This window comes from Ramlibacter humi, from assembly GCF_004681975.1.
Taxonomy (GTDB): domain Bacteria; phylum Pseudomonadota; class Gammaproteobacteria; order Burkholderiales; family Burkholderiaceae_C; genus Ramlibacter; species Ramlibacter humi.
The window spans coordinates 398,517-420,205 of the sequence record NZ_SMLK01000003.1 but is presented as its reverse complement, the minus strand read 5'-3'; the positions used below and the strand labels follow the sequence as shown (position 1 = coordinate 420,205).

20 protein-coding genes are annotated in these 21,689 nt (G+C 69.9%); 5 read left to right on the top strand and 15 right to left on the bottom strand.

What is annotated here, in order from left to right; translation table 11 throughout:
• Positions 1 to 21: 21 nt before the first annotated feature.
• Positions 22 to 1,590 carry a glycerol-3-phosphate dehydrogenase/oxidase gene (locus tag EZ216_RS12930; RefSeq protein ID WP_135250174.1) on the bottom strand — a complete coding sequence of 523 codons (1,569 nt, stop codon included), beginning with the start codon at positions 1,588 to 1,590 and terminating at the stop codon, positions 22 to 24.
• 160 nt (positions 1,591 to 1,750) lie between these two features.
• On the opposite strand from EZ216_RS12930, the gene proC reads away from it, so the two are divergent.
• Positions 1,751 to 2,560, top strand: coding sequence for a pyrroline-5-carboxylate reductase (gene proC / locus EZ216_RS12925; RefSeq protein WP_135250173.1), 810 nt, complete (start codon positions 1,751 to 1,753; stop codon positions 2,558 to 2,560).
• Positions 2,561 to 2,564: 4 nt separating this feature from the next.
• Here proC and ubiA read toward each other — a convergent pair whose 3' ends face one another.
• From ubiA to recG, 4 genes are read right to left on the bottom strand one after another with little or no spacing between them, the layout of a single operon-like run.
• Positions 2,565 to 3,422, bottom strand: coding sequence for a 4-hydroxybenzoate octaprenyltransferase (ubiA, locus tag EZ216_RS12920; protein WP_135250172.1), 858 nt, complete (start codon positions 3,420 to 3,422; stop codon positions 2,565 to 2,567).
• 6 nt (positions 3,423 to 3,428) lie between these two features.
• A complete protein-coding gene (locus EZ216_RS12915; RefSeq protein ID WP_135250171.1) occupies positions 3,429 to 4,352 on the bottom strand; it encodes a Dyp-type peroxidase in 924 nt (307 codons plus the stop codon).
• Between the two features lie 28 nt (positions 4,353 to 4,380).
• Positions 4,381 to 5,334, bottom strand: coding sequence for a LysR substrate-binding domain-containing protein (locus EZ216_RS12910; RefSeq protein ID WP_135250170.1), 954 nt, complete (start codon positions 5,332 to 5,334; stop codon positions 4,381 to 4,383).
• Between the two features lie 23 nt (positions 5,335 to 5,357).
• Positions 5,358 to 7,424, bottom strand: coding sequence for an ATP-dependent DNA helicase RecG (gene recG / locus EZ216_RS12905; RefSeq protein ID WP_135250169.1), 2,067 nt, complete (start codon positions 7,422 to 7,424; stop codon positions 5,358 to 5,360).
• Between the two features lie 56 nt (positions 7,425 to 7,480).
• Between recG and queA the strand changes: the two genes are divergently transcribed.
• Genes queA through EZ216_RS12890 form a run of 3 tightly spaced genes read left to right on the top strand, consistent with a single transcriptional unit; the run spans position 7,481 to position 10,192 of the window.
• Positions 7,481 to 8,509 (top strand): tRNA preQ1(34) S-adenosylmethionine ribosyltransferase-isomerase QueA, encoded by a 1,029-nt coding sequence (gene queA, locus EZ216_RS12900; RefSeq protein ID WP_135250168.1) that lies wholly within the window; start codon positions 7,481 to 7,483, stop codon positions 8,507 to 8,509.
• Position 8,510: 1 nt separating this feature from the next.
• Positions 8,511 to 9,671 (top strand): tRNA guanosine(34) transglycosylase Tgt, encoded by a 1,161-nt coding sequence (gene tgt, locus EZ216_RS12895; protein WP_135250167.1) that lies wholly within the window; start codon positions 8,511 to 8,513, stop codon positions 9,669 to 9,671.
• 23 nt (positions 9,672 to 9,694) lie between these two features.
• Positions 9,695 to 10,192, top strand: a complete 498-nt coding sequence (locus EZ216_RS12890) for a hypothetical protein (RefSeq protein ID WP_135250166.1) — start codon at positions 9,695 to 9,697, stop codon at positions 10,190 to 10,192.
• 4 nt (positions 10,193 to 10,196) lie between these two features.
• Here EZ216_RS12890 and EZ216_RS12885 read toward each other — a convergent pair whose 3' ends face one another.
• The 4 genes from EZ216_RS12885 to EZ216_RS12870 form a co-directional block, all read right to left on the bottom strand.
• The gene (locus EZ216_RS12885) at positions 10,197 to 11,021 is read right to left on the bottom strand and encodes a DUF2145 domain-containing protein (protein WP_135250165.1); all 825 of its coding nucleotides are present in this window, start codon (positions 11,019 to 11,021) and stop codon (positions 10,197 to 10,199) included.
• A 1-nt stretch (position 11,022) separates the two neighbouring features.
• On the bottom strand, positions 11,023 to 11,472 hold the full coding sequence (locus EZ216_RS12880) for a hypothetical protein (protein ID WP_135250164.1): 450 nt from the start codon (positions 11,470 to 11,472) through the stop codon (positions 11,023 to 11,025).
• A 129-nt stretch (positions 11,473 to 11,601) separates the two neighbouring features.
• Positions 11,602 to 13,536 carry an MFS transporter gene (locus tag EZ216_RS12875; RefSeq protein WP_135250163.1) on the bottom strand — a complete coding sequence of 645 codons (1,935 nt, stop codon included), beginning with the start codon at positions 13,534 to 13,536 and terminating at the stop codon, positions 11,602 to 11,604.
• 19 nt (positions 13,537 to 13,555) lie between these two features.
• A complete protein-coding gene (locus EZ216_RS12870) occupies positions 13,556 to 14,323 on the bottom strand; it encodes a hypothetical protein (protein ID WP_135250162.1) in 768 nt (255 codons plus the stop codon).
• A 122-nt stretch (positions 14,324 to 14,445) separates the two neighbouring features.
• Between EZ216_RS12870 and EZ216_RS12865 the strand changes: the two genes are divergently transcribed.
• Positions 14,446 to 15,177, top strand: coding sequence for a helix-turn-helix domain-containing protein (locus tag EZ216_RS12865; RefSeq protein ID WP_135250161.1), 732 nt, complete (start codon positions 14,446 to 14,448; stop codon positions 15,175 to 15,177).
• Positions 15,178 to 15,180: 3 nt separating this feature from the next.
• On the opposite strand, the gene EZ216_RS12860 is transcribed toward EZ216_RS12865, so the two are convergent.
• From EZ216_RS12860 to EZ216_RS12835, 6 genes are all read right to left on the bottom strand, one after another.
• Complete coding sequence (locus EZ216_RS12860) at positions 15,181 to 16,293, bottom strand: DUF535 family protein (RefSeq protein WP_135250160.1); 1,113 nt, start codon at positions 16,291 to 16,293, stop codon at positions 15,181 to 15,183.
• Between the two features lie 3 nt (positions 16,294 to 16,296).
• Positions 16,297 to 17,556: an FIST signal transduction protein gene (locus EZ216_RS12855; RefSeq protein ID WP_135250159.1), complete on the bottom strand. Its 1,260-nt coding sequence runs from the start codon at positions 17,554 to 17,556 to the stop codon at positions 16,297 to 16,299.
• A gap of 7 nt (positions 17,557 to 17,563) precedes the next feature.
• Entirely contained in the window at positions 17,564 to 18,202 is a 639-nt protein-coding gene (locus tag EZ216_RS12850) for a PhaM family polyhydroxyalkanoate granule multifunctional regulatory protein (protein WP_338050545.1), read from the bottom strand.
• 87 nt (positions 18,203 to 18,289) lie between these two features.
• The gene (locus tag EZ216_RS12845) at positions 18,290 to 18,775 is read right to left on the bottom strand and encodes a copper chaperone PCu(A)C (protein ID WP_135250158.1); all 486 of its coding nucleotides are present in this window, start codon (positions 18,773 to 18,775) and stop codon (positions 18,290 to 18,292) included.
• A gap of 18 nt (positions 18,776 to 18,793) precedes the next feature.
• On the bottom strand, positions 18,794 to 19,333 hold the full coding sequence (locus tag EZ216_RS12840; protein WP_135250157.1) for a YcnI family copper-binding membrane protein: 540 nt from the start codon (positions 19,331 to 19,333) through the stop codon (positions 18,794 to 18,796).
• Positions 19,330 to 21,642: a TonB-dependent receptor gene (locus EZ216_RS12835; RefSeq protein WP_135250156.1), complete on the bottom strand. Its 2,313-nt coding sequence runs from the start codon at positions 21,640 to 21,642 to the stop codon at positions 19,330 to 19,332. The genes EZ216_RS12840 and EZ216_RS12835 overlap by 4 nt, the downstream gene beginning before the upstream one ends.
• Between the last annotated feature and the right edge of the window lie 47 nt (positions 21,643 to 21,689).

Sequence of the window (21,689 nt, the reverse complement as noted above, 5' to 3'; positions counted from 1 at the left end):
CCGGGCCCGAAAGCCCGGGCTTCAGGCCCGCGCGGGCAGGTAGCTGGCCGCCAGCGCCTGGAAGGCGGTCTCGCCCGGCTCCGCGCCGGTTTCCTCGCGCAGCAGCCGCGCCACCACGGGCGCCAGCCGGGCGGCCAGCGCGGCGTCCAGGAACAGCAGCCGCGAGCGCCGGGCCAGCACGTCTTCCACCTTGCGCGCGTATTCGTGGCGGGCGGCGAAGCGCACCATGGCTTCCGTCAGGCCGCCGCCCAGCTCGGCGCCGGCACCCGGCAGTGCCTGGACCTTGGCGGCTTCCGATCCATACAGATGCAGGCCGGGCGCCTCGCTCACCGGCACGGGCTGCGCCCCGCCGAGATCACCGCCGACCAGCGTCAAGTTGGTGGTCACTCCAGCCGCAACCCTCTGGAGAAGCTGCGCCTGGAAGCAGCGATCCAGCACGTCTTCCGCCATCGCGCGGTAGGTCGTCCATTTGCCGCCGGTCACCGTCACCAGGCCGGAACGGCTGACCAGCACGGTGTGCTCGCGGCTCAGCGCCTTGGTGTTGCCGCCGTCATCGTCCTGCGGCTTCACCAGGGGACGCAGGCCGACCCAGATGCTGCGCGCATCCGCCAGCTTCGGCGCCTTGACCAGGTAGCGCCCCGCCTCGCCGAGGATGAAATCCAGTTCTGCCTGGAAAGGCCGCGGCTCGCGCGGCAGGTCGGTGCGCGGCGTATCGGTCGTGCCCAGGATCACCTTGCCGAGCCAGGGCACGGCGAACAGGACGCGGCCATCCGCGGTCTTGGGCACCAGGATGGCGTGGCGGCCGGGCAGGAAGTGGCGGTCCACCACCACGTGCACGCCCTGGCTGGGCGCCACCATCGGCCGAACCGGCCGGCCCATCGCTTCGCCGTCCTGCTGGCGCAGCTGGTCCACCCAGACGCCGGCGGCATTGATCACGCACTTGGCCCGGACCTCGAAGGCCTGGCCGGTCTCCGCGTCCTGCGCCTTCACGCCGGCAACACGGCCCTGCTCGTGCAGCAGGCCCGTCACCGGCATGTAGTTCATCACCAGCGCGCCCTGGGCTTGCGCCGTGCGCGCCAGCGCCAGCGCCAGCCGCGCGTCATCGAACTGGCCGTCCCAGTACTCCACGCCGCCCTTCAGGCCGTCCGGCCGCGCCGTGGGCACTGCGCGCAGCGTGCCGGTCTTCGAGAGGAACCGCGTCGGCGCCAGCCCGGCCGCGCCGGCCAGCGCGTCGTACAGCTTGAGACCGGTGCCGTAGAACGGCGTCTCCCACAGCTTGTACGAAGGCATGACGAAGGGCAGCGGCTGCGCCAGGTGCGGCGCGTTCTTCAGCAGCACGGTGCGCTCGTGCAGCGCCTCCCGCACCAGCGCCACGTTGCCCTGCGCCAGGTAGCGCACGCCGCCATGCACCAGCTTGGTCGCGCGCGACGAAGTGCCGCCGCCGAAGTCGTGCGATTCCAGCAGCACCACGGAAAAACCGCGGGCCGCGGCGTCCAGCGCCACGCCCAGGCCGGTGGCCCCACCCCCAATGATCGCCACGTCCCACGTGGCCGGCCGGGCCAGTTCGCCCAGCAATTCCTGTCGAGTCATTGCCCCGATTGTCCTTCACGCGCCCTGACTGCCCGCCACCCGAAAGCCGCGACGGCTTGCCGGCGCACCTTGAAGGGCGGGAGCCGGTGCAGCTCGGAAGCACTGCGCCGCCGCGCAAAAGCTGAAGAATGTTCGACGCCGGCCCCACTAGACTGGAGGAATGAACATCGCATTCATCGGCGGCGGCAACATGGCTTCGGCCATCCTCGGCGGGCTGCTCAAGCAGGGGCTGGCGCCCTCCGCCGTCCAGATCGTCGAACCCTGGAACGAAGCGCGCGAGCGCCTGCAACGCGACTTCGGCGTGCGGGCGGACGCCCAGGCCGGCGCCTCACTGGCAAATGCATCGCTGGTGGTGTGGGCCGTCAAGCCCCAAACCTTCCGCGATGCCGCAGCGGCCGTCGCGCCGCACGCGCGCGGCGCGCTGCACCTGAGCGTGGCCGCCGGCATCCGCTCGGACAGCATCGCGCAATGGCTGGGCACCGATCGCATCGTTCGTTGCATGCCCAACACGCCCGCGCTGGTGGGCAAAGGCATGACGGCGCTGGTGGCACGCCCCGCCGTCTCCGCGGCCGACCGCGCGCAGGTCGAGCAGGTGCTGTCGCCCACCGGCGCGACGCTGTGGGTGGACGAAGAGAAGCAGCTCGATGCGGTGACGGCGCTGTCCGGCTCCGGCCCGGCGTACGTCTTCTATTTCATCGAAGCGATGGCCAAGGCCGGCGAGCAGCTGGGCCTGCCGGCCGACAAGGCGCTGCAGCTCGCCAAAGGCACCTTCACCGGCGCCAGCGAACTCGCGGCCTCCTCGAATGAGCCGCCTTCGGTGCTGCGCGAGCGCGTCACGTCCAAGGGCGGCACGACCTACGCCGCGCTCACGTCGATGCAGAAGGACGCGGTGGCCGACCACTTCATCGCCGCCATGCACGCCGCATGCAAGCGCGCGGCCGAACTGGGCGACGAATTCGGCCGCGCCTGAGGCGCTACTTCAGCGCGTAGCCGGCCGCCACCCCGGCGAACACCGCGAACCCCACCCAGTGATTGAGGCGGAAGGCGCGGAAGCAGCCTTCGCGCGTGCGGTCGCGGATCATGCGCCAGTGCCACAGCGCCTGCGCCGCGGCGGCCAGCACACCCAGGTTGAACGGCCAGCCCAGCTCGCGCTCGCCCAGCGCCGCCAGCCAGATCGCCAGGAAGGCGCCATAGCAAGCCATCACCACCGCGACATCGGCGCGGCCCAGCGTGATGGCGGACGTGCGGATGCCGATCTTCAGGTCGTCGTCGCGGTCGACCATCGCGTACTCGGTGTCATAGGCCAGCACCCAGAACAGGTTGCCCAGCAGCAGCACCCACGCCAGCAGCGGCACACGCGACTGCACCGCCGCGAAAGCCATCGGGATGCCGAAGCTGAACGCGATGCCCAGCACCGCCTGCGGCATGGCGACGTAGCGCTTGGCGTACGGGTAGACCAACGCGATGGCGAGCGCCGCGAACGACCACAGCACCGTCGCGCGATTCGTCGTCAGCACCAGCCCGAACGCCAGCAGCGCCAGTACGGCGCCCAGCGCCAAAGCTTCCTTCACGGAAATGCGCCCCGCCGTCACAGGCCGCTGCGCGGTCCGTTTCACGTGGCGGTCGAACTCGCGGTCGGCGACGTCGTTGACGCAGCAGCCCGCGCTGCGCATCAGCACCGTGCCGAGCGTGAACACCGCCACCAGGTGCCAGCCGGGAAACCCGTGCGCGGCCACCCACAGCGCCGACAGCGTGGGCCACAGCAGCAGCAGCCAGCCCGCCGGCCGGTTCCAGCGGATCAGGTCCAGCCAGAGCGCCACACGCGCGTGCATCGCGCTTCAGCGAAAGCCCAGCCGGCGCAAGTCCAGCTGGCCGCCGCGCATCGGCGGGCACCAGTAGTACGAGCCGCTGACCGGGCGCGAGAGCTTGAACACGCCGTCGACGATGCCGTCGTCCAGGCCGGCCATGCGGCGCATCTGCGCTTCGAAGGCGTCGAACGACTTGCCGAAGGCCACGAACATCAGGCCGGCCTGCGTGCTGGCCAGCCAAGGCATGGAGCGGCGCAGCACGAAGGCTTCGGGATCGAAGCTTTCCTGCGCCGTGCGCTTGACGTGCGCGGATTCGGGCGCGTCCTCGATCTCTTCGTTGTCCGACAGGCGCCGGCCGATGGCGTGGTTCTGGTGCTCTTCGGGCATGGCGTCGAAGGCATCCAGGTCGTGCACCCACTGCTGCACGGCCACGAAGCTGGCGCCGTCCAGGCCTTCGCCCTGGCCATGCGCAAATGCAGCTTCGATCGCCTCGCCGTCCTTCGGGTTCTCCGTGCCGTCTTCGAAGCCGGTGAGGTCGCGTCCGAAGCCGGTGACGCCGTCATGGCGATGCCGGAAAGCATCGGTGACATGTCGCAGCGTGAACACCGGCGCCAGCGCCTTCTGCAGCTTGCGCGTGACGTGCAGCAGGTCGCCCAGGTCGTCGCCGCGCACCCAGCACCACAGCGTGCCGGGCGTCACGGGCACCTTCACCGAGCCGCCGAGTTCCGGGAACTCGTGCAGGCCCGGCACCTCGCCGCCCAGCGCCTTCACCAATGCGGGCGCCAGGCCGATCACCACGTCGCGCCCGTTCACCAGCGGCGAGATGCGGGTCATCGCGTCTTTCAATGCGCGCGCGGGCTGCCGCTCGCCCGCAAGCGTGAATTGCACGTAACGCGCGACGCGCGGAACGCCTTCGAGGATGCCGGGTTGGTACAGCTGGGAATCGTCGGCCATGTTCAGTTGAAGATCATTTCGCCGCCGCTCACGACAGCCGCTTCACGCCCGGCAGCTCGCAGGCGTAGATGGCGTTGCGCAGCGCGGCGATGGCTTCGTAGCGGGTGAAGCTGCGGCGCCACGCCAGCACCACGCGGCGCGAGGGCGGGTCGCCTTCGAAAGGGATGTAGCGCACGAAGGCCTGGTCGTCCCGGCGGCGCCTGGGCTTGCTGTCGAAAGCTTCCTTGGGCACGGACAGGCGCGGCACCAGCGTGATGCCCATGCCCGCGGCGACCATGTGCTTGATGGTTTCCAGCGACGACCCCTCGAAGCTCTTGCGGATGCCTTCCGCGTCGCTGGAAAAGCGCGCGAACTCCGGGCACACCTCCAGCACGTGGTCGCGGAAGCAGTGGCCGTTGCCCAGCAGCAGCATGGTCTCGGCCTTGAGTTCCTGCGCGGTGACCGCCTTGCGTTCGGCCAGCGGATGGCCGGTGGGCACGGCCGCATAGAACGGCTCGTCGTACAGCGGCGCCAGCGCCAGGCCGGTGTCGGGGAAGGGCTCGGCCATGATGGCGCAGTCGATCTCGCCGGTGCGCAACATCTCCAGCAGCTTCACCGTGAAGTTCTCCTGCAGCATCAGCGGCATCTGCGGCGTGCGGTCGATGGCCTGGCGCACCAGGTCGGGCAGCAGGTAGGGGCCGATGGTGTAGATGATCCCCAGCTTCAGCGGACCGGCCAGCGGGTCCTTGCCGCGCTTGGCGATCTCCTTGATCGCGGCGGCCTGCTCCAGCACGCTTTGCGCCTGGCGCACGATCTCTTCGCCCAGCGGCGTGACGCTCACCTCGTTGGCGCTGCGCTCGAACAGCTTGATCTCCAGCTCGTCCTCGAGCTTCTTGATCGCCACCGACAAGGTGGGCTGCGAGACGAAGCACGCTTCGGCGGCCTTGCCGAAGTGCTTCTCGCGCGCCACCGCGACGATGTACTTGAGTTCGGTGAGGGTCATCCGCCTGCGCCCATTGTCCCGGTCTATGCCTTCAGGTAATCCGATTTTCCACCCAACCAGCGGTCCACGTGGCGGCGGGCGTTTTCGGGGAACCGGTCCAGCATCAGCGGCGCCAGCTCGCGTGCGGCTTGCAGCAGGTGGGTGTCGGTGGCCAGGTCGGCGAAGCGCAACAGTGGGGCACCCGATTGGCGTGCGCCCAGGAACTCGCCCGGGCCGCGGATGTCCAGGTCTCGGCGCGCGATTTCGAAGCCGTCGGCGGTCTCCGCCATCGCCTTCAATCGCGCCCGCGCTGTTTCGCCCAGGCGGCCGTTGTCACCGGCCGAGTACAGCAGCACGCAGGCGGAAGCCGCCGCGCCGCGGCCCACGCGGCCGCGCAGCTGGTGCAACTGCGACAGGCCGAAACGCTCGGCATGTTCGATCACCATCAGCGAAGCATTGGGCACGTCCACGCCCACTTCGATGACGGTGGTGGACACCAGCACGCCCATCTGGCCGCCGGAGAACAGCGCCATCACCGCCTTCTTTTCGGCGGGCGGCATGCGCGAATGCAGCAGGCCGACCATCACGCCGGGCAAAGCGGCCGATAACTCTTCGTGAGTGGCGGTCGCGTTCGTGAGGTCCAGCGCCTCGCTCTCTTCAATCAGAGGACAGACCCAGTACACCTGCCGGCCTTGCGCCAGCTGCGAGCGGATGCGCTCGATGACTTCCTCGCGCCGGCTGTCCGCCACGACCTTGGTGACGATGGGCGTGCGGCCCGGCGGCAGTTCGTCGATCGTCGAGACATCCAGGTCGGCGTAATAGCTCATCGCCAAAGTTCGCGGGATCGGCGTCGCGGACATCATGAGCAGGTGAGGCTCGCGGCCTTCATCGCTCATCTTCTCCCGCAACGCCAGCCGCTGCGCGACGCCGAAGCGGTGCTGTTCGTCGATGATGGCCAGCGCCAGCCGCTGGAACTGCACCTGCTCCTGGATGACCGCGTGCGTGCCCACCACCAGCGCGGCCTGCCCGCCGGCCACCGCGGCCAGCATGGGTTCTCGTTCCTTCTTGCGCTGCCCGCCGGTGAGCCACGCAACGGTGAGCCCCTTGGGCGAGAGCAGTGGTTCCAGCCAGCCGATGAGCTTGCGGAAATGCTGCTCGGCCAGGATTTCGGTCGGCGCCATCAGCGCGCACTGCCAGCCCGAATCGATGGCGATGGCCGCCGCCAGCGCGGCGACCACGGTCTTGCCGGATCCGACGTCGCCCTGCAGCAGGCGGTGCATCGGCACCTCGCGCGCCAGGTCGCGCGCGATCTCCTCGCCGACGCGCCGCTGCGCCGCGGTCAGCTGGAACGGCAGCGCCGCGAGCAGCTGCTCGTGCAGCCCGCCGGCGTTCGTGGCCAGCGCCGGCGCGCGCAACGCATCGCGCTCGCGCTTGCTCTGCAGTTGCGACAGCTGCTGCGCGAGCAATTCCTCGGCCTTCAGCCGTTGCCACGCCGGGTGGCTGCGGTCTTCCAGCGCGGCGAGCGATGTGTCCGGCGTCGGATGATGCAGGAACTGCAAGGCTTCACGCAGGCTCCAGCCGGTTTGCAGCCCCAGCTGGGGCGACAGTTGCGGCGGGATGGTGTCGGCCAGGTCGGCGCGTGCCACGCCCGACTGCACCGCCTTGCGCAGGTACGTTTGCGGCAGGCTGGCGACCGTCGAATACACCGGCGTCAGCGCCTGCGGCAACTCGCCACCCGCCGCGCGAAAGCCCGGGTGCACCATCTGCCGCCCGAGGAAGCCGCCCTTGATCTCGCCGCGCGCGACGATGCGGTTGCCCACCGCCATCGCCTTCTGGTGCGATGGGTAGAAGGTGAAGAAGCGCAGCGCGCAGGTGTCGCTGCCGTCGTCGATGGTCACCACCAGCTGGCGGCGCGGGCGGAAGGCGATGTGGCTGTCGGTGACCACGCCCTCGATCTGCACCGTCTCGCCATCGCGCGCGTCGCGCAGCTTCGTGATGCGGGTCTCGTCCTCGTAGCGCAGCGGCAGGTGCAGGGCCAGGTCGATGTCCCGCGCCAGGCCCATCTTGTGCAGGGCTTTCTGGGGCGCCGTCAGGGGCACGTTGGCGGGCATGGGACAATTCTGCCTGTCCTCCTTGTCGGGAACGGGTCCGTCCGGCCCTCCAGAACATGCGCACCTTCTCCCTGGGCGATTTCGACTTCGCCCTGCCCCCCGAACTGATCGCCCAGCATCCCGCGCCGGAGCGCAGCGCTTCGCGCCTGCTGGATGGGCGCCATTCACGGCCTGCCGACCGCGTCTTCCGCGAGCTGCCCGCCTTGCTGTCGCCCGGCGACCTGATGATCTGCAACGACACGCAGGTGGTGAAGGCGCGCCTGTTCGGCGGGAAGCCCACCGGCGGCAAGCTCGAACTGCTGGTGGAGCGCGTGCTGGCCAACGGCGAGGTCGTCGCCCACATGAAGGTGAGCAAGAAGCCGCCGGTGGGCACGGTGCTGGCCATGGACGGCGGCTTCACCGCCACGCTGCTCGGGCGCTGGCCCGACCCGGAAGGCGCGCTATTCCACCTGCGCTTCAGCGAAGACCCGTTCGGCCTGATGGAACGCCACGGCCACGTGCCGCTGCCGCCCTACATCGAGCACGAGGACACCGCGCAGGACGTCGACCGCTACCAGACCGTGTTCGCGCGCTCGCCCGGCGCGGTGGCGGCGCCGACGGCGGCGCTGCACTTCGACGACTCCGTGCTCGCCAGCCTGGACGCCTGCGGCGTGCGCCGCGCGGCGATCACGCTGCACGTGGGCGCGGGCACCTTCCAGCCGGTGAAGACCGAGGACATCGCCCGGCACCGCATGCACAGCGAGTGGTACGAGATTCCCGCGGCCACCCAGGACGCCATCACGCGCACGCGCCGCGAGGGCGGCCGGATCATCGCGGTCGGCACGACGACCGTGCGCACGCTGGAAACCTGGGCCGCGACCGGCCGCGCGCAAGGCGACACCGACATCTTCATCACGCCGGGCTTCCGCTTCCGCGTGGTCGACCTGATGATCACCAATTTCCACCTGCCCAAGTCCACGCTGATGATGCTGGTGTCCGCCTTCGCGGGCTACGAGCACGTGATGGCGCTGTACCGCCACGCCGTGGCGCAGCGCTACCGCTTTTTCAGCTACGGCGACGCGATGCTGCTGGAGCGGCGCACCTGAGATGCTGAAATTCGAACTGCTGGCCACGGAAGGCCTCGCGCGCCGCGGGCGCCTGACCCTGAACCACGGCGTGGTGCAGACCCCCATCTTCATGCCCGTGGGCACCTACGGCACGGTGAAAGGCGTCACGCCCCGCTCGCTGGACGACATGGGCGCGCAGATCATCCTGGGCAACACCTTCCACCTGTGGATGCGCCCCGGCCTGGACGTGCTGGCGCAGTTCGGCGGCCTGCACCGCTTCGAGCAGTGGCACCGGCCCATCCTCACCGACTCGGGCGGCTTCCAGGTCTGGAGCCTGGGCGAGATGCGCAAGATCACCGAGGAAGGCGTGAAGTTCGCTTCGCCGGTGAACGGCGACAGGCTGTTCCTCACGCCCGAGATCTCGATGCAGATCCAGACGGCGCTGAACAGCGACATCGTCATGCAGTTCGACGAGTGCACGCCGTACGAAACCAAGGGCCACCTCACCACCGAGGCGGAAGCGCGCTTCTCGATGGAGCTGAGCCTGCGCTGGGCGCAGCGCTGCAAGACCGAGTTCGCGCGGTTGAACAACCCCAACGCGCTGTTCGGCATCGTGCAGGGCGGCATGTTCGAGCACCTGCGCGAAGAGTCGCTGGCGACCCTGGTGGAGATGGATTTCCCCGGCTACGCCGTCGGCGGCGTGAGCGTGGGCGAGCCCAAGGAAGACATGCTGCGCATCACCGCGCACACGCCGCACCGGCTGCCGGAAAACAAGCCGCGCTACCTGATGGGCGTGGGCACGCCCGAAGACCTGGTGGAAGGCGTGGCGCAGGGCGTGGACATGTTCGATTGCGTTATGCCCACCCGCAACGCGCGCAACGGCCACCTGTTCACCCGCTTCGGCGACCTGAAGCTGCGCAACTCGCGCCACCGCACCGACGAGCGCCCGCTGGACGAAAGCTGCACCTGCTACGCGTGCAAGGGCCACACCGCGCCGGACGGCACGGTGAGCGGCGGCTTCTCGCGCGCGTACCTGCACCACCTGGAGCGCTGCGGCGAGATGCTGGCGCCGATGCTGGCCAGCATCCACAACCTGCACTACTACCTGAACCTGATGCGCGAGATCCGCGAATCGCTGGAAGCCGGCCGCTTCGCGCAGTTCCGCACGGTGTTCCGGGAAGATCGCGCGCGCGGCGTCTGACCGCGCCGCTACCATCGCGCCACATGGGGCGCCGCTTCCTTTCCTTCCTCGGCCGGCTGGCCAGCTGGCCGATCGCGCTGCTGATCCTGTTCGAGGAATGGGGCTGGGAGCCGCTGCAGCACGGGCTGGTGTGGCTCAGCGCGCGCCTGCACCTGCGCTGGCTGGAGCCGCGCATCCGTGCCTTGCCGCCCTACGCAGCGCTGGCGCTGTTCGTCGTCCCCACGTTGCTGCTGCTGCCGGTGAAGCTGCTCGCGCTGTGGCTGGTCGGCCAGGGACACGTGGCGCTGGGGGCCACCGTCATCATCGTCGCGAAACTGGCGGGCACGGCCATCGTCGCGCGCCTGTTCTCGCTGACGCAGCCGGCGCTGATGCGGCTGGCGTGGTTCGCCAGGCTGTACCCGCGCTGGGTCGCGTGGAAAGATGCACTGCTGGCGCGCGTGCGCTCGTCGTACGCCTGGCGCTGGTCGCGCCTGGTCCGCCGGCGCACGGCGCGCTGGTGGTACCGCCTGCGCGCGGCCTGAACTCTCAGGGCAGCGCGTCCAGGCGCACGGCCTGCGGCGCCGACCCCAGGCCTGACTTCGCCAGCCAGGCGAACGCCGAGTCCACCGTCACGGTCTCGATGCGGTCCGAGAAGCGCTTCTCGTTCGGGTGGTCGTCGAAAGCGATGTTGGCGCGCGTGACGCGGCCGCCCAGGCGTGTGAGCGGGCCCAGGTGCAGCGTGGTGGGCTGGTAGCCCTGCCATTGCAGCCAGGCCTGCGCCTGCGCGCGGTCGGCGGCCGGCGGTGTCTGTGCCAGGGCCAGGGTCTCGATCACCCACTGGTTGGACTGCTGGTACTTCGTGGCCCACGAGTACGCGACCATGCTGTACGCGGGCTGGTGCAGCTTCGCGACGGCAACGTTGTCGCGCAGCAGCGGCAACAGGCGCTGCTGCAGCTCGGGCTTGAGCACCACCCAGGCGGCTTCCTGCCGCCACAGGTCGTCGAGGAAGAACTCACCCAGTCCCTGCCGGTAGAGGGCGCTGGTGGCGGTGCCGCACTGATTGAGCTTGTGCACCACGCGCCAGGTGGCGGCGCCGCCCGACTCGTCGCGGTACGCGTAGCCGAAGTGCGAGTACCGCAGCCCGTACTTCGAAAGGTCCTGGCCGGCCCGCGCCAGCACCACCACCTGCGTGCCGTTGCGGGCGTGTTCGGCTTCCAGCGCCTCCTGAGCGCGCTGGGCCGTGGCCAGCCCGTTGCGCAGCATGTCAGCCGTCATCGGGCGGTCCTCGCAGGACCGGCCCGCGTGGGCATGGCCGGCCGCCAGGGCCAATACCAGCAGCCAGGCCGGTGCGAAAGAGTCGCGGGCCTTCATCTCAGTTCGTCACGCGTTCGTTGTGCATCAGCGCCTTGCCCAGCTCGTTGGGGATGAAGGCGATGACTTCGCCGGCGGCCGACAACACGATGCCGCTGGCCACCACGGTGCTGACCACGGTCTTGTCGACCATCCGGGATGCGCCGTCCGCCACGCGGCCGGCCACTTCCACGCTGATGCGCGCGCCATCCGAGACCCGCTCGAGCACGTACACCGTGCCTTTTGCGCTGGCCTCGACGCCCTTGACCACCAGCGTCGCGCCCGCGGCCGACAACGTCACCGGCACGGCAACCGCAGCGGCCGAGAGCGCCGCGGATCCCACGACCACCGACGCTACCGGTGCGACCGATACCGCGGCGGAGGCGTGGACAGCGTCGTTGGCAGCGCGCGCGGTTCCGGACAGCAGCATCGCGGCGGACAACAGCACGGCGAGTCGCTTGGCGTTGTTCATGGCTTCTTCTTCCTTCTTCGTGGACCCGGTCATCCGGGCGGACGCAGTGTCGGGCCGGTTCCCGCGGCGGAGGCAGGCTTTCGGCCGAATGGCGCGGTCCGCGCTGCCTGGTATCGCTTTTCGATACTTTCAGCCCACCAGCAGCTGCGACACGCGGGCCCGCAGCACCGCCGGCTGCACTTGCGCCGCCGGCAGCGGCTCGCCCACGTTCAGCCCGACACGGCTGAACATCCCGCGCCGGAACGGCCGCACCATCGCGCGCCCTTCCTCCACGCGGCTGAAGAACGAGCCCCACAGGTTGGTCAGCGCCATCGGCACCACCGGGGGCTGCACGCCGTCGGCGCGGGCGCGGTCCAGTACCTTCATGATCCCGCCCTTGAATTCCTGCAGCTGCCCGTCGCGCGTGATCGCGCCCTCGGGAAAGATCGCCAGCAGGTCACCTTCGCGCAGCACCTGCGCCGCGCGTTCGAAAGCCGCTTCGTAGACGGCTGGATCTTCCTTCTGCGGCGCGATGGGGATCGCGCGCGCCAGCCGGAACAGCCAGCCCAGCACCGGGATGCGGAAGATGCGGTGGTCCATCACGAAGTAGATCGGCCGCGGGCTGGCCGCCATCAGCAGCACCGCGTCGACGAAGCTCACGTGGTTGCAGGCCAGCACGGCGGCGCCTTCCACCGGGATGTGCTCGTCGCCGCGCACGCGGAAGCGGTAGATGAAGCGCGACGAGAACCAGGCCACGAAGCGCAGCAGGTATTCCGGCACCAGCAGGAAGATGTACGCCGCCACCACCGCGTTGGCGATGCCGGTGAACAGGAAGATCTGCGGGATGCCGAAGCCGGACTTCAGCAGCGCGCCGGCGATCACCGCGCTGGCGATCATGAACAGCGCGTTCAGGATGTTGTTGGCCGCGATGATGCGGGCGCGGTGCGTGGGCTGGCAGCGCAGCTGGATCAGCGCGTACATCGGCACGCTGTACAGCCCCGCGAACAGCGACAGCAGCGCCAGGTCGGCCATCACGCGCCAGTGCGCGGCCTTGGCGACGAACACGCCCAGCGCCTGCACCGGCACCGCGGGCAGCCCGCGCGAGGCGAAGTACAGGTCCACCGCGAACACGCTCATGCCGATGGCGCCCAGCGGCACCAGGCCGATCTCCACGTGGCGGCGCGACAGCACCTCGCACAGCAGCGAACCGATGCCGATGCCCACCGAGAACACCACCAGCAGCAGCGACGCGACCTGCTCGTTGCCGTGCAGCACCTCCTTGGCGAAGCTGGGGAACTGGCTGAGGAACACCGCGCCGAAGAACCACATCCAGCTGATGCCCAGCAGCGAGCGGAACACCACCACGTTGCCGTTCGCCAGCTTCAGGTTGCGCCACGTCTCCGTGAACGGGTTCCAGTTGATGCGCAGCTGCGGATCGGTGGAAGGCGAGGGCGGGATGAACTGCGCGGCGGCGCGGCCGGCCACCGCCATGGCGATGCACGCCCAGCCCACCCAGTGCGGGCCGACGTCCGGCACCGCGACCAGCAGGCCGCCCGCCACGTTGCCCAGCAGGATGGCGACGAAGGTGCCCATCTCCACCATGCCGTTGCCGCCCGTGAGTTCGCGCTCGGCCAGGTGCTGCGGCAGGTAGGCGTACTTCACCGGGCCGAACAGCGTGGAGTGCACGCCCATGAGGAAGGTGCACAGCAGCAGCGCGGGCACGTTGGCGGCGAAGAAGCCCCAGGCCGCGATCAGCATGATCACGATCTCCAGCCACTTCACGAAGCGGATCAGCACGCGCTTGTCGTACTTGTCCGCCAGCTGGCCGCTGGTGGCCGACAGCAGCAGGAACGGCAGGATGAAGAGAGCGCCGATCGCCAGCCCCGCGAGAGCGGGCGGCAGCCAGCCCACCTGCAGCTGGTAGGTCACCATGACGGTGAACGCGAACTTGAACAGGTTGTCGTTGGCCGCGCCCGCGAACTGCGTCCAGAAGAACGGCGCGAAGCGCCGCTGGCCGAGCAGCGCGAACTGGTTGGGATGCTCGTGCGCGGCCGTCGCCGGCGCGCCTTGCGCGATGGTGGTCATCGTTGTTCTCCTCCTCGGGTCAGGCCGCCTTCAGCGGCTGTTGGGCGGCATTCTGCCCGGCGGGCCGTGGCGTCCATGTGGCCAGTACCGGCCACACCGCGGCCGCAGCGACCAGGTGCTTGAGGCTGTGGCCCGAGATCCACTGGCCCGTCGCTTCCCAGATCGCGTGATCGCCCAGCTCGAACAGCTTGGCCAGCGCGTAGGCGGCGATCACCAGCTCCCAACGGATGGGCAGCGCGTCGTGCCCGCGCAGTAGTGCGCATGCCAGCAGCAGCGCCATGCCGCCGCCTTGCAGCACCGCCCACGGCAGCAGGTTGCCGCTGGCCGCGAACACCAGCAGCGTCAGCGGCGCACCCACCAGCACCAGCACGGCAGTGGCGATGCCCGCGCGGCGGCTGACGTGGCAAGCCGCCAGTCCGAGCAGGCCCGCGAACGCGACGGTCATGCCCAGGCGATCGATCACCAACCCGGCATCACCCGGCTGCAGGTGGTACCAGGACGAACAAGCGGCCGTCAGCAGCAATCCGGCGCAGGCCAGTGCGCCCAGCGCCCGCTGCACGCGGTCCAGCTGCGCAACCGCAAGCCGCCATGCGCCGGCCAGCCCCGTCGCAGCGAACGCCAGGTTCGACAGCACGTCCGCCGCGTGCGGCACGCCCCAGCGGGCCTGCTGGTCCGCGAAGTCGTGGTAGTGCGCGTGCTGCGCGACGGCGGGGCCGAAAGCAGCCACGGCGACCAAGGCCAGTACGGCGGCGAGCAGCCAGCTTTCCCGATCGGTGATGCGGTTCATGTCCTGAATTCCTTCTTGGAGTGGGAACGGACCGCAATGTGCGATCGGGGTGACAGCCGGTCTCGAAATTCAGGCTACATTGCCGCCGCAGAGCACCTCAAGTATCAATACCCGATACCGCCATGAGCACCACCGCCGACCTGGTCACCGCCCTCAAGAAGGAACTCAAGGCCGCGCAACTCACTTACGCCGATCTCGCCAAGCGGCTGGGCATGGCGGAGTCCAGCGTCAAGCGCATGCTCGCCAAAGGCGACATGTCGCTCTCGCGCGTGGACGCGGTGTGCCGCGCGCTCAAGCTCGATTTCGCCGATCTGGCGCGCCGCGTGGCGGACGCGCAGCCGCTGCTGACCGAGCTGACGCAGGAGCAGGAGCGCGCCGTGGTCGCCGACAAGAGATTGCTGCTCGCCGCCATCTGCGTGCTGTCGCAGTGGACGCTGGAGCAGATCGTCGCCGCGTACCGCATCAGCGAAGCCGAGGCGGTGAAGGCGCTCGTTCAACTGGACCGCATCGGCATCATCGAGTTGCGGCCGCTCAACCGCTACCGGCTGAAGCTGGCCAAGACCTTCCGCTGGCGCCCGCACGGCCCGGTGATGAACTTCTTCCGCGACCACGTGGTGCTGGACTACTTCGCGGGCGGCTTCGACGCCCATGCCGAGGGCCTGCTGCTGGTGCACGGCAACGTCAGCCGCGCCATCGCGCCTTCCTTCGTGGAACGCATGCAGCGCCTGGCGCAGGACTTCGCCCAGCAGCACCAGGCCGACCAGAAGCTGGCCGAGAAGGAGCGCGAGGGCTACACGCTGGTGCTGGCGATGCGCAACTGGGAATTCGAGGCGTTCACGCGGCTGCGCCGCTGAAACTCACTCCAGCGCGCCGGGACCGGTGTCCATGGAGCGCGAAGGCACCACTTCCGAACTGTTCCGGAAATCACGCAGCTCCCAGTCGTTTTGCGCGACGGTGCGCGGGCCCAGGTTCTGCGTCACCCCGCCCCTGCCGGGCGCCAGCAGCACCAGGCGGCGGCCGAACTCGTCGCGCAGCAGGGTGCGGGTGCGGATCCAGTAGTCGGCGCGGCGCGTCTGCCGCGAGCGCTTCTCGTCCGACAGCGCGGTGGCCTCCAGCTTCTCGTCGGAGTTCAGCGGCAGCATCACCCAGCCCGGCATCCCCCAGCGGCCGCCGAAGTGGTCCCACAGCGCTTCGTAGCTGGTGAAGATGCGCTTCGCCGCTTCGCGGTGGCTGCGCCGCCAGTTGTACGGCCACGCCCGCAGCCGGTGCCACGAGGGGTCCAGCCCCGCGAGCTGCAGGCCCCAGTACCGGGCCAGTTCCTGCGCCACGCGCACCATCAGCACCGGTGCCTTCCAGCCCTGCAGCACCTGCGTCACTTCGGTGGCCGACATGCGCGAGGCATCGCGCTGCCCGCGCACGCCGCCGATGGCCAGCGTGGGCACCGTGTCCAGGCGGATGCGGGTGAAGGCCAGCACCGCGACGTCGAGCGAAGGCGCCGCGGGCTGCACCTGCGCGGAACGCCGCACCGACAACGTCAACAGCAGCTCGCCTTCCGGGCTCTGGCGAACGTTGCGCTGCAGGCGCAGCTGCACCGCGTCGTAGCCGCGCGGCGGCGGCAGTTCGGCCAGGACCAGCGGCTGGCCGCGCACCAGCCCCTCGTAGGCATCGGGCTGGAACGCGGTCTCCATCCAGTCCAGGTGGTCGATCAGTTGCGCGACGCGCGCGCCGACGTCGGTCTGGCGGTGCACGAAGGGACGCAGCGCGCGCAGGTACTCGCGGCGCTCGTCGTCGATGAGCCCGCGCGAGCGCAGGTCGCTCACCGCGGCCAGCCAGCGGCGCAGCGGCTTGCCGTGGCGCAACGCCGCCAGCACCGCGCGCGCGCCCAGCGCCGCGCGGCCGCGTTGCTCGCCCCAGGCCCACGCCACGCCGCGCCACACGGCCCCATTGCTGGAAGTCGATCCCTTGGCCATCGTTCACCCGAAGACGGTGAGCACGCCCGTATAGCCGTACACGTGGTGGCGCGCGATCTCGCCGCCGGCGAAGAAGCCCACCAGCGGCACGTCGCCCAGCGCGCGGCGCACGATCTGCAGTTCCGCGCTGGGACCGCCGAAATGCGGGCCGCCGCGGCCCGCGCAGCTGACGTAGATGGCGCCCGCGATGCGGCGGTCCGGCGACGGGGACGACAGCGCATCGGGCGCTGCCATCGCGGCCGCCGCGTGCAGCGACATTTCCTCGGGCTCGAATTCCTCGCGGATCTCGGCGCAGATGCGCATCAGGTCGGCCCGTGCGGCCTGCGCGTTGCGGTGGCAGAAAGCCATGCGCATGCCCTTCTCCACCTGGCTGGCCACGGCCACGCCGCGGCGGCCGGGGTCCAGGCCGATGATGTGGCGCACCTCGACGTCGGTGCCGAAGGTGCCGGCGCGCGCCATCACGTCGTCGCCGGGCGCGCTCAGGCCCACCAGCGTGGCGCGCAGCGCGGACATCGCGGCCTGCGGGCGGTCGAGCGAGATGCCCGCTTCATCCAGCAGCACGTCCAGCGCGGGCTCGCCGTCCAGCGTGAGCAGCACGTTGCCTTCGGCGGACGTCACTTCGCGTTCGCGGCCGGTCGGCTGGCAGCCTTGCGTGACGCGCGACACCAGCTTCACGCCTTCGCCGAAAGCCACGCCCGACAGGCCGCCGCGGAACACGCCGCCGGCCTTGCCCTGGCCCTTGATGTTGCCGTTGCCGCCGACGGCGAACTGCACGGCCTGCTGGCGGCTGGCGGCCAGCCCGCCGAACAGGTAGCCGGTGGCGGTGCGGTCGGCCATCTCGGCGATCAGCTCGCCCAGGTCGGGCGTGGCCGCGTCCGCGTGCACCAGCGCCGTGTGCGGCTCGAACCCCATGCCTTCGCCCGCGCCCAGCGGCGCGACGCCGGAGAACACCCGGTACTGATGCGGCGGCACGGCGCACAGCATGACGGCCAGCGCGGGCTCGTCGAAGTACTCGACGTTGCTGGAAGCGATGCCCACGCCGACGGTCCCGCACCAGTCGGTGACCTCGGGCAGCTCGGCGCTGACGTGGTCCAGGATGTCCTGCGCGTACGGCGCGTAGTGGTCGGTGATGTACAGCAGGCCCAGCGTGGGCGACGCCGCGTACCCGGGCAGCGCCAGCTGGGCGCGCAGTTGCGCCAGCACCAGACCGGCCGCCATCGGCCATTGCGGGTGCGTCGCGTGCGCGAACGGGAACAGTTTCATCGGGGGGTCAGCCCGTCTTGCGGCCAGTGGTCTTGCGGGCCTTCTTCGCGGGCGTCTTGCGGGTGACGGACTTCACCGCCTCCTTCGCGACGCCGGTGGCCATGTTGCGAGCGGTGTCGATGGCGGTGTTGCGCGCCGCGTCCTTCATCGCGTCGGCGGCGATCTGCTGGAACTGCTGCGTGAGCGAGCCCCACCACTGCATCGGGTCGACCACGCCGCTGCCGGCAGCCTTGGCTTTCGCGCCCGAGCCGCGCGACGTGGAAGACACCTTCTTCGCCGCGCTGGCGGCAGTCTCGGCGGCCTTCTGCATGCCGCCCATCATGGTTTCGCCCGCCTTCAGCTTCATCGCATTGGCGAGATCACCCATGTTGAAGTTCATGCCCTTCAGCGTGGCCAGCGTCATCTTCTGCACCTCGAGTGCCTGGATGGTGGCCGACAGCGCCTTGGAGTTCTGGTCCAGCCAGAAGTGCACCGCCTTCAGCTCTTCGATGCGCTTCTCGAGTTCTTCGACGTTGAGCGTGGGCGCAACCCAGTTGGAGAGATTGGGCAGCTGCGGGATCGTCTGCGTGGCGCCCTTGGCCAAGCTCTGCAAGAAATCGAACCCGGGAACGAACTTCGCGAAGCCGAGGTTGGGGTTGTCGCTCATGGGGGCGCCTCCGGGTGGTTGGCGCCAGCTTAGCAGGCGCAAGGCGCACGCGCCGGAGCGCGTGCGGCGCCTTGGCAACGGCTGGTGTCAATGCTTGTGCGGCTCCGCACCTACCACGCCCGCTTCCTTGGGCGGCAGGGTTGACACGGGCACCTGCACGGTCAGCTGGCGCGCTTCGCCCTTGGCGGTGCGGAAGCTCAGGGTGACCGGGATGCTGGTATTGGGCGCGAGCGGCGCCTTCAGCTCCTGCAGCATCAGGTGGTAGCCGCCGGGCTTGAGCTGGAACGGCTGGTTGGCCGGCAGCGGCACCGACTGCACGGCGCGCATGCGCATGACGTCGCCTTCCATCTTCATCTCGTGCACCTCGGCCACGCCCGCGACAGGCGTGGACACGCCGACCAGGGTCAGCGCTTCGGCGGGCACCAGCGTCATGAACGCGCCCGAAGCGCGCTGGCCCTGCACGGTGGCGCGGGCCCAGGGGGCCGTCACCGTCACGGGCGCCGAGGCCTGCGCGAAAGCGCCGGCGGCGGCCAGCAGCATCGCGCCGGCCAGCAGAGTCTTCATCTTCTTCATCCAGTCCTCCTGCAAACTTCAATGCGAATGCCCGCCGCCTTCGGCGGGCAGGATCTCCAGCGCGGCGGCCGGGCTCTTCAGGTCCGACAGCTTCTGCCCCGGCTTGGGCACCTCGGTCCAGTCGGCGCGGCCCTGGTCGCACACCTGGCTGACCGGCCAGTAGATCGTGCCCGCCTTGTCGGGCATGGTGGCGGCCAGCACGAACTCATCGTACTGGTCGTTGGGCAGCGCGTCGGCCGGCGTGCGCGCAGTCCAGGTGATGACCGCGACGTCTTCGGCGATGGTGCGCCCGTGCGAGGTGTACGGCGCAGCCAGCTTTTCGCGGCGGATGTCCAGCTGCCAGCCCGGCTTGGGCATGGGCCGCGCGCCCTGCACGCCCGCCGGGATGCGCACGCTGATCTGCCTCGTGGGCGAAGCGTCGGCGCAGCCGTGGCCGACCTTGAAGGTCGCCTTGTAGCTGCTGGCCGCGGGCGCGACCTGGTACTCGAGCACGACGTGCGCGCCGGCGGCGCCGGCCGCGCAGGCGGCGGCGACAAAGAGGAGGTGTTTCTTGCTCATAGGTCTGCCTTCAATTCTGCGAAGTAGCTTCGCTGGGGATAAGGGTGGAAGTTCCAGTATTTGTCGTTGTTGACGTTGTCGATGCCGAACGCGGCCGTCAAGTGCCGGTCCAGTTTGACCTGCGCGCGCAGGTCCACGACGAAGAACCGGCTCACGCCCATGTAGGCGAAGCCGTTGACGTCGCTGTTGTCCAGCGTGCGGAACTGGCGGCTGCTGTAGCGCGCGCCGATGGACGTGGACCAGCGCTCGTTCCAGCGGAACGAAGCCAGCATCGACGCGCGCCAGCGCGGGATGTTGGGCTGGCGCTTGCCGATGGTGTCGCCGGGCGTGGTGACGAAGCCGGCGTTCTCCTTGATCACGGAGTTGGCGTACGTCGCGCTCGCGTTCAGGTCCAGGCCCCTGGCCCAGACGTCGTTGCCGCTCCACGCCGCCTCCAGCCCCTGCGTGCCGATGCGGCCGACGTTCTGCACGCGGCTCACGTTCCGGTTCGCCACGGGATCGAACAGCGTCTGGTTGTAGAGCGCGTCGCGCGTGTCCTCGGTGAAGAAGGTCAGGCGCGCGGTGCCGTTGCCCAGGTCTTTTTCGGCGCTGAGCTCGCCGGTCCAGGACCGCTCCGGCCGCAGGTTGGGGTCGTTGATGAACTGCGCGTTGACGGTGGAAGTCGCCCCGTACAACTCCGCCACGGTGGGAAAACGCACCGCGCGGCCGACCGCGCCCTTGAGCACCACGTCGGGCTTCCACTGCCAGGACAGCGCCGCTTTCGGTGACAACGCGCTTTCGCGTCGCTGGGGCCAATCGGTGTTCACCGCGGGCGCCGCGCCGGGGATGCGCGTGAAGCCAGAGTACGCGGTCCACTGCTCCACGCGCGCGCCCGGCACGAACTTCCAGCCCGGCGCGAACGACCACACGTCCTGCGCCCACAGGCTGCGCAGCCGCGTGCGGCCGCCGGTATCGCTGGCCACCGGGCCGGCGGCATCCACCAGCCAGTTGCCCGGCACGGCGGACGTCAGGTACGCGAGGCGGTAGCTGTCCTGCTGCACGCCGAAGTCGACGATGTGCGGCCCCTTCTCGCCCTGCGGCCGCCACGTGCCGCGCCACGCGAACGCGATCCAGCCGGTGCCGCTGCCGTCGGCGACGGTGCCCGGCCCGCCGGTGAAGGCGGCGGGCGGAACGTTGGCGCCGGCGTTCTGCCGCTTGGTGTCGCGCTGGTAGTCGTAGAGGCTGGCATTCGCCTCCCAGTCGAACTCGCCGCCCGTGCGGCTCTTCACGCCGACGCCGTGCATCACGTGCGTGAGCGACTCTCGCGTGAGCGGGAAGTCCGCGCCCGTGAGCGGCGCGAACGTGGCGCCGCCCAGGCTGACGGCACCCGACGTCACCGGCGCGCCAGCCGCATTGCGCAGGTACGACGCCGGATTGCCGGCGGACTCGTTGCGCCACCAGCCCAGCGTGTACGTCGCGCGCAGCGTGCCGCTGAAGTCGTACGCGAGCTTCACCTTGAAGTGGTCCTGCCGCGTGGCGTATTGCGTCGCGCTGCCGATCACGTACCAGGGCGCGCCGGCGCTGTTGTTCACCAGCGCGGCGCCGGTGACCGGAACACCGGCGCCGCCGGGCGTGCCCGCGCTCGCAAGGCGCGTAGCGAAGGTGAGCGGCTGCCCCTCACTGTCCGTGCGGTTGACACTCACCCACCACGACAGGTCGCCGCTTTTGTTGCCGATCGACGCGCTGGTCTGCCACGCACGGTAGGTGGCATCCGTGCCGTACAGCTCGAACGGCTGCACGACGTAGCCGGCCTTCGCGTGCGCTTCCAGTTTCGTGGGCATGCGCGTCACGTAGTCCACCACGGCGCCGGCCGAGTTGCCGGGATACGCCGCCGAGAACGGGCCGTACATCACGTCGACGCGGTCGATCTCCTCCGGCGTGACCAGGCCCCATCGCGGCGGGAACGAAAGTCCGCCCACGCCGTTGCCCAGCAGGTTGGACAGCAGGATGCCGTCCGCATAGACCAGCGAGCGGGCGCTGTTGCCCGTGCCGGACGCGCGACTGGACAGGATGGCGTGGTTGTAGTCGCCGACGTAGCGCTTGCGCACCAGCAGGCTGGGCAGGTAGCGCAGCGCGTCTTCGCTGTCGGTGGCGTTGACCGATCGCTCGATCTGCTCGCGGTCCACGCCTTCCATGGTGGCGGGCACCTGCGTGGGCAGCGACGTCGACTGGCCGCCGGTGATGGTGACGACGCCCAGCGACTTGCGCGGCGCTTCCTGCGCCTGCGACGCCGGGACGAAGCCGGCAGGGACAACCACGGCCAAGGCCATGGCAAGGGGTGTGCGATGCACGGAATCTCCTGGATGGAACACGGGCC

What these genes read in the sequence shown, in the direction of transcription:
- EZ216_RS12930 (WP_135250174.1), bottom strand. Translation starts at nt 1,590, where the DNA reads ATGACTCGACAGGAATTGCTGGGCGAACTGGCCCGGCCGGCCACGTGG.
- proC (WP_135250173.1), top strand. Translation starts at nt 1,751, where the DNA reads ATGAACATCGCATTCATCGGCGGCGGCAACATGGCTTCGGCCATCCTC.
- ubiA (WP_135250172.1), bottom strand. Translation starts at nt 3,422, where the DNA reads ATGCACGCGCGTGTGGCGCTCTGGCTGGACCTGATCCGCTGGAACCGG.
- EZ216_RS12915 (WP_135250171.1), bottom strand. Translation starts at nt 4,352, where the DNA reads ATGGCCGACGATTCCCAGCTGTACCAACCCGGCATCCTCGAAGGCGTT.
- EZ216_RS12910 (WP_135250170.1), bottom strand. Translation starts at nt 5,334, where the DNA reads ATGACCCTCACCGAACTCAAGTACATCGTCGCGGTGGCGCGCGAGAAG.
- recG (WP_135250169.1), bottom strand. Translation starts at nt 7,424, where the DNA reads ATGCCCGCCAACGTGCCCCTGACGGCGCCCCAGAAAGCCCTGCACAAG.
- queA (WP_135250168.1), top strand. Translation starts at nt 7,481, where the DNA reads ATGCGCACCTTCTCCCTGGGCGATTTCGACTTCGCCCTGCCCCCCGAA.
- tgt (WP_135250167.1), top strand. Translation starts at nt 8,511, where the DNA reads ATGCTGAAATTCGAACTGCTGGCCACGGAAGGCCTCGCGCGCCGCGGG.
- EZ216_RS12890 (WP_135250166.1), top strand. Translation starts at nt 9,695, where the DNA reads ATGGGGCGCCGCTTCCTTTCCTTCCTCGGCCGGCTGGCCAGCTGGCCG.
- EZ216_RS12885 (WP_135250165.1), bottom strand. Translation starts at nt 11,021, where the DNA reads ATGAAGGCCCGCGACTCTTTCGCACCGGCCTGGCTGCTGGTATTGGCC.
- EZ216_RS12880 (WP_135250164.1), bottom strand. Translation starts at nt 11,472, where the DNA reads ATGAACAACGCCAAGCGACTCGCCGTGCTGTTGTCCGCCGCGATGCTG.
- EZ216_RS12875 (WP_135250163.1), bottom strand. Translation starts at nt 13,536, where the DNA reads ATGACCACCATCGCGCAAGGCGCGCCGGCGACGGCCGCGCACGAGCAT.
- EZ216_RS12870 (WP_135250162.1), bottom strand. Translation starts at nt 14,323, where the DNA reads ATGAACCGCATCACCGATCGGGAAAGCTGGCTGCTCGCCGCCGTACTG.
- EZ216_RS12865 (WP_135250161.1), top strand. Translation starts at nt 14,446, where the DNA reads ATGAGCACCACCGCCGACCTGGTCACCGCCCTCAAGAAGGAACTCAAG.
- EZ216_RS12860 (WP_135250160.1), bottom strand. Translation starts at nt 16,293, where the DNA reads ATGGCCAAGGGATCGACTTCCAGCAATGGGGCCGTGTGGCGCGGCGTG.
- EZ216_RS12855 (WP_135250159.1), bottom strand. Translation starts at nt 17,556, where the DNA reads ATGAAACTGTTCCCGTTCGCGCACGCGACGCACCCGCAATGGCCGATG.
- EZ216_RS12850 (WP_338050545.1), bottom strand. Translation starts at nt 18,202, where the DNA reads ATGAGCGACAACCCCAACCTCGGCTTCGCGAAGTTCGTTCCCGGGTTC.
- EZ216_RS12845 (WP_135250158.1), bottom strand. Translation starts at nt 18,775, where the DNA reads ATGAAGAAGATGAAGACTCTGCTGGCCGGCGCGATGCTGCTGGCCGCC.
- EZ216_RS12840 (WP_135250157.1), bottom strand. Translation starts at nt 19,333, where the DNA reads ATGAGCAAGAAACACCTCCTCTTTGTCGCCGCCGCCTGCGCGGCCGGC.
- EZ216_RS12835 (WP_135250156.1), bottom strand. Translation starts at nt 21,642, where the DNA reads ATGGCCTTGGCCGTGGTTGTCCCTGCCGGCTTCGTCCCGGCGTCGCAG.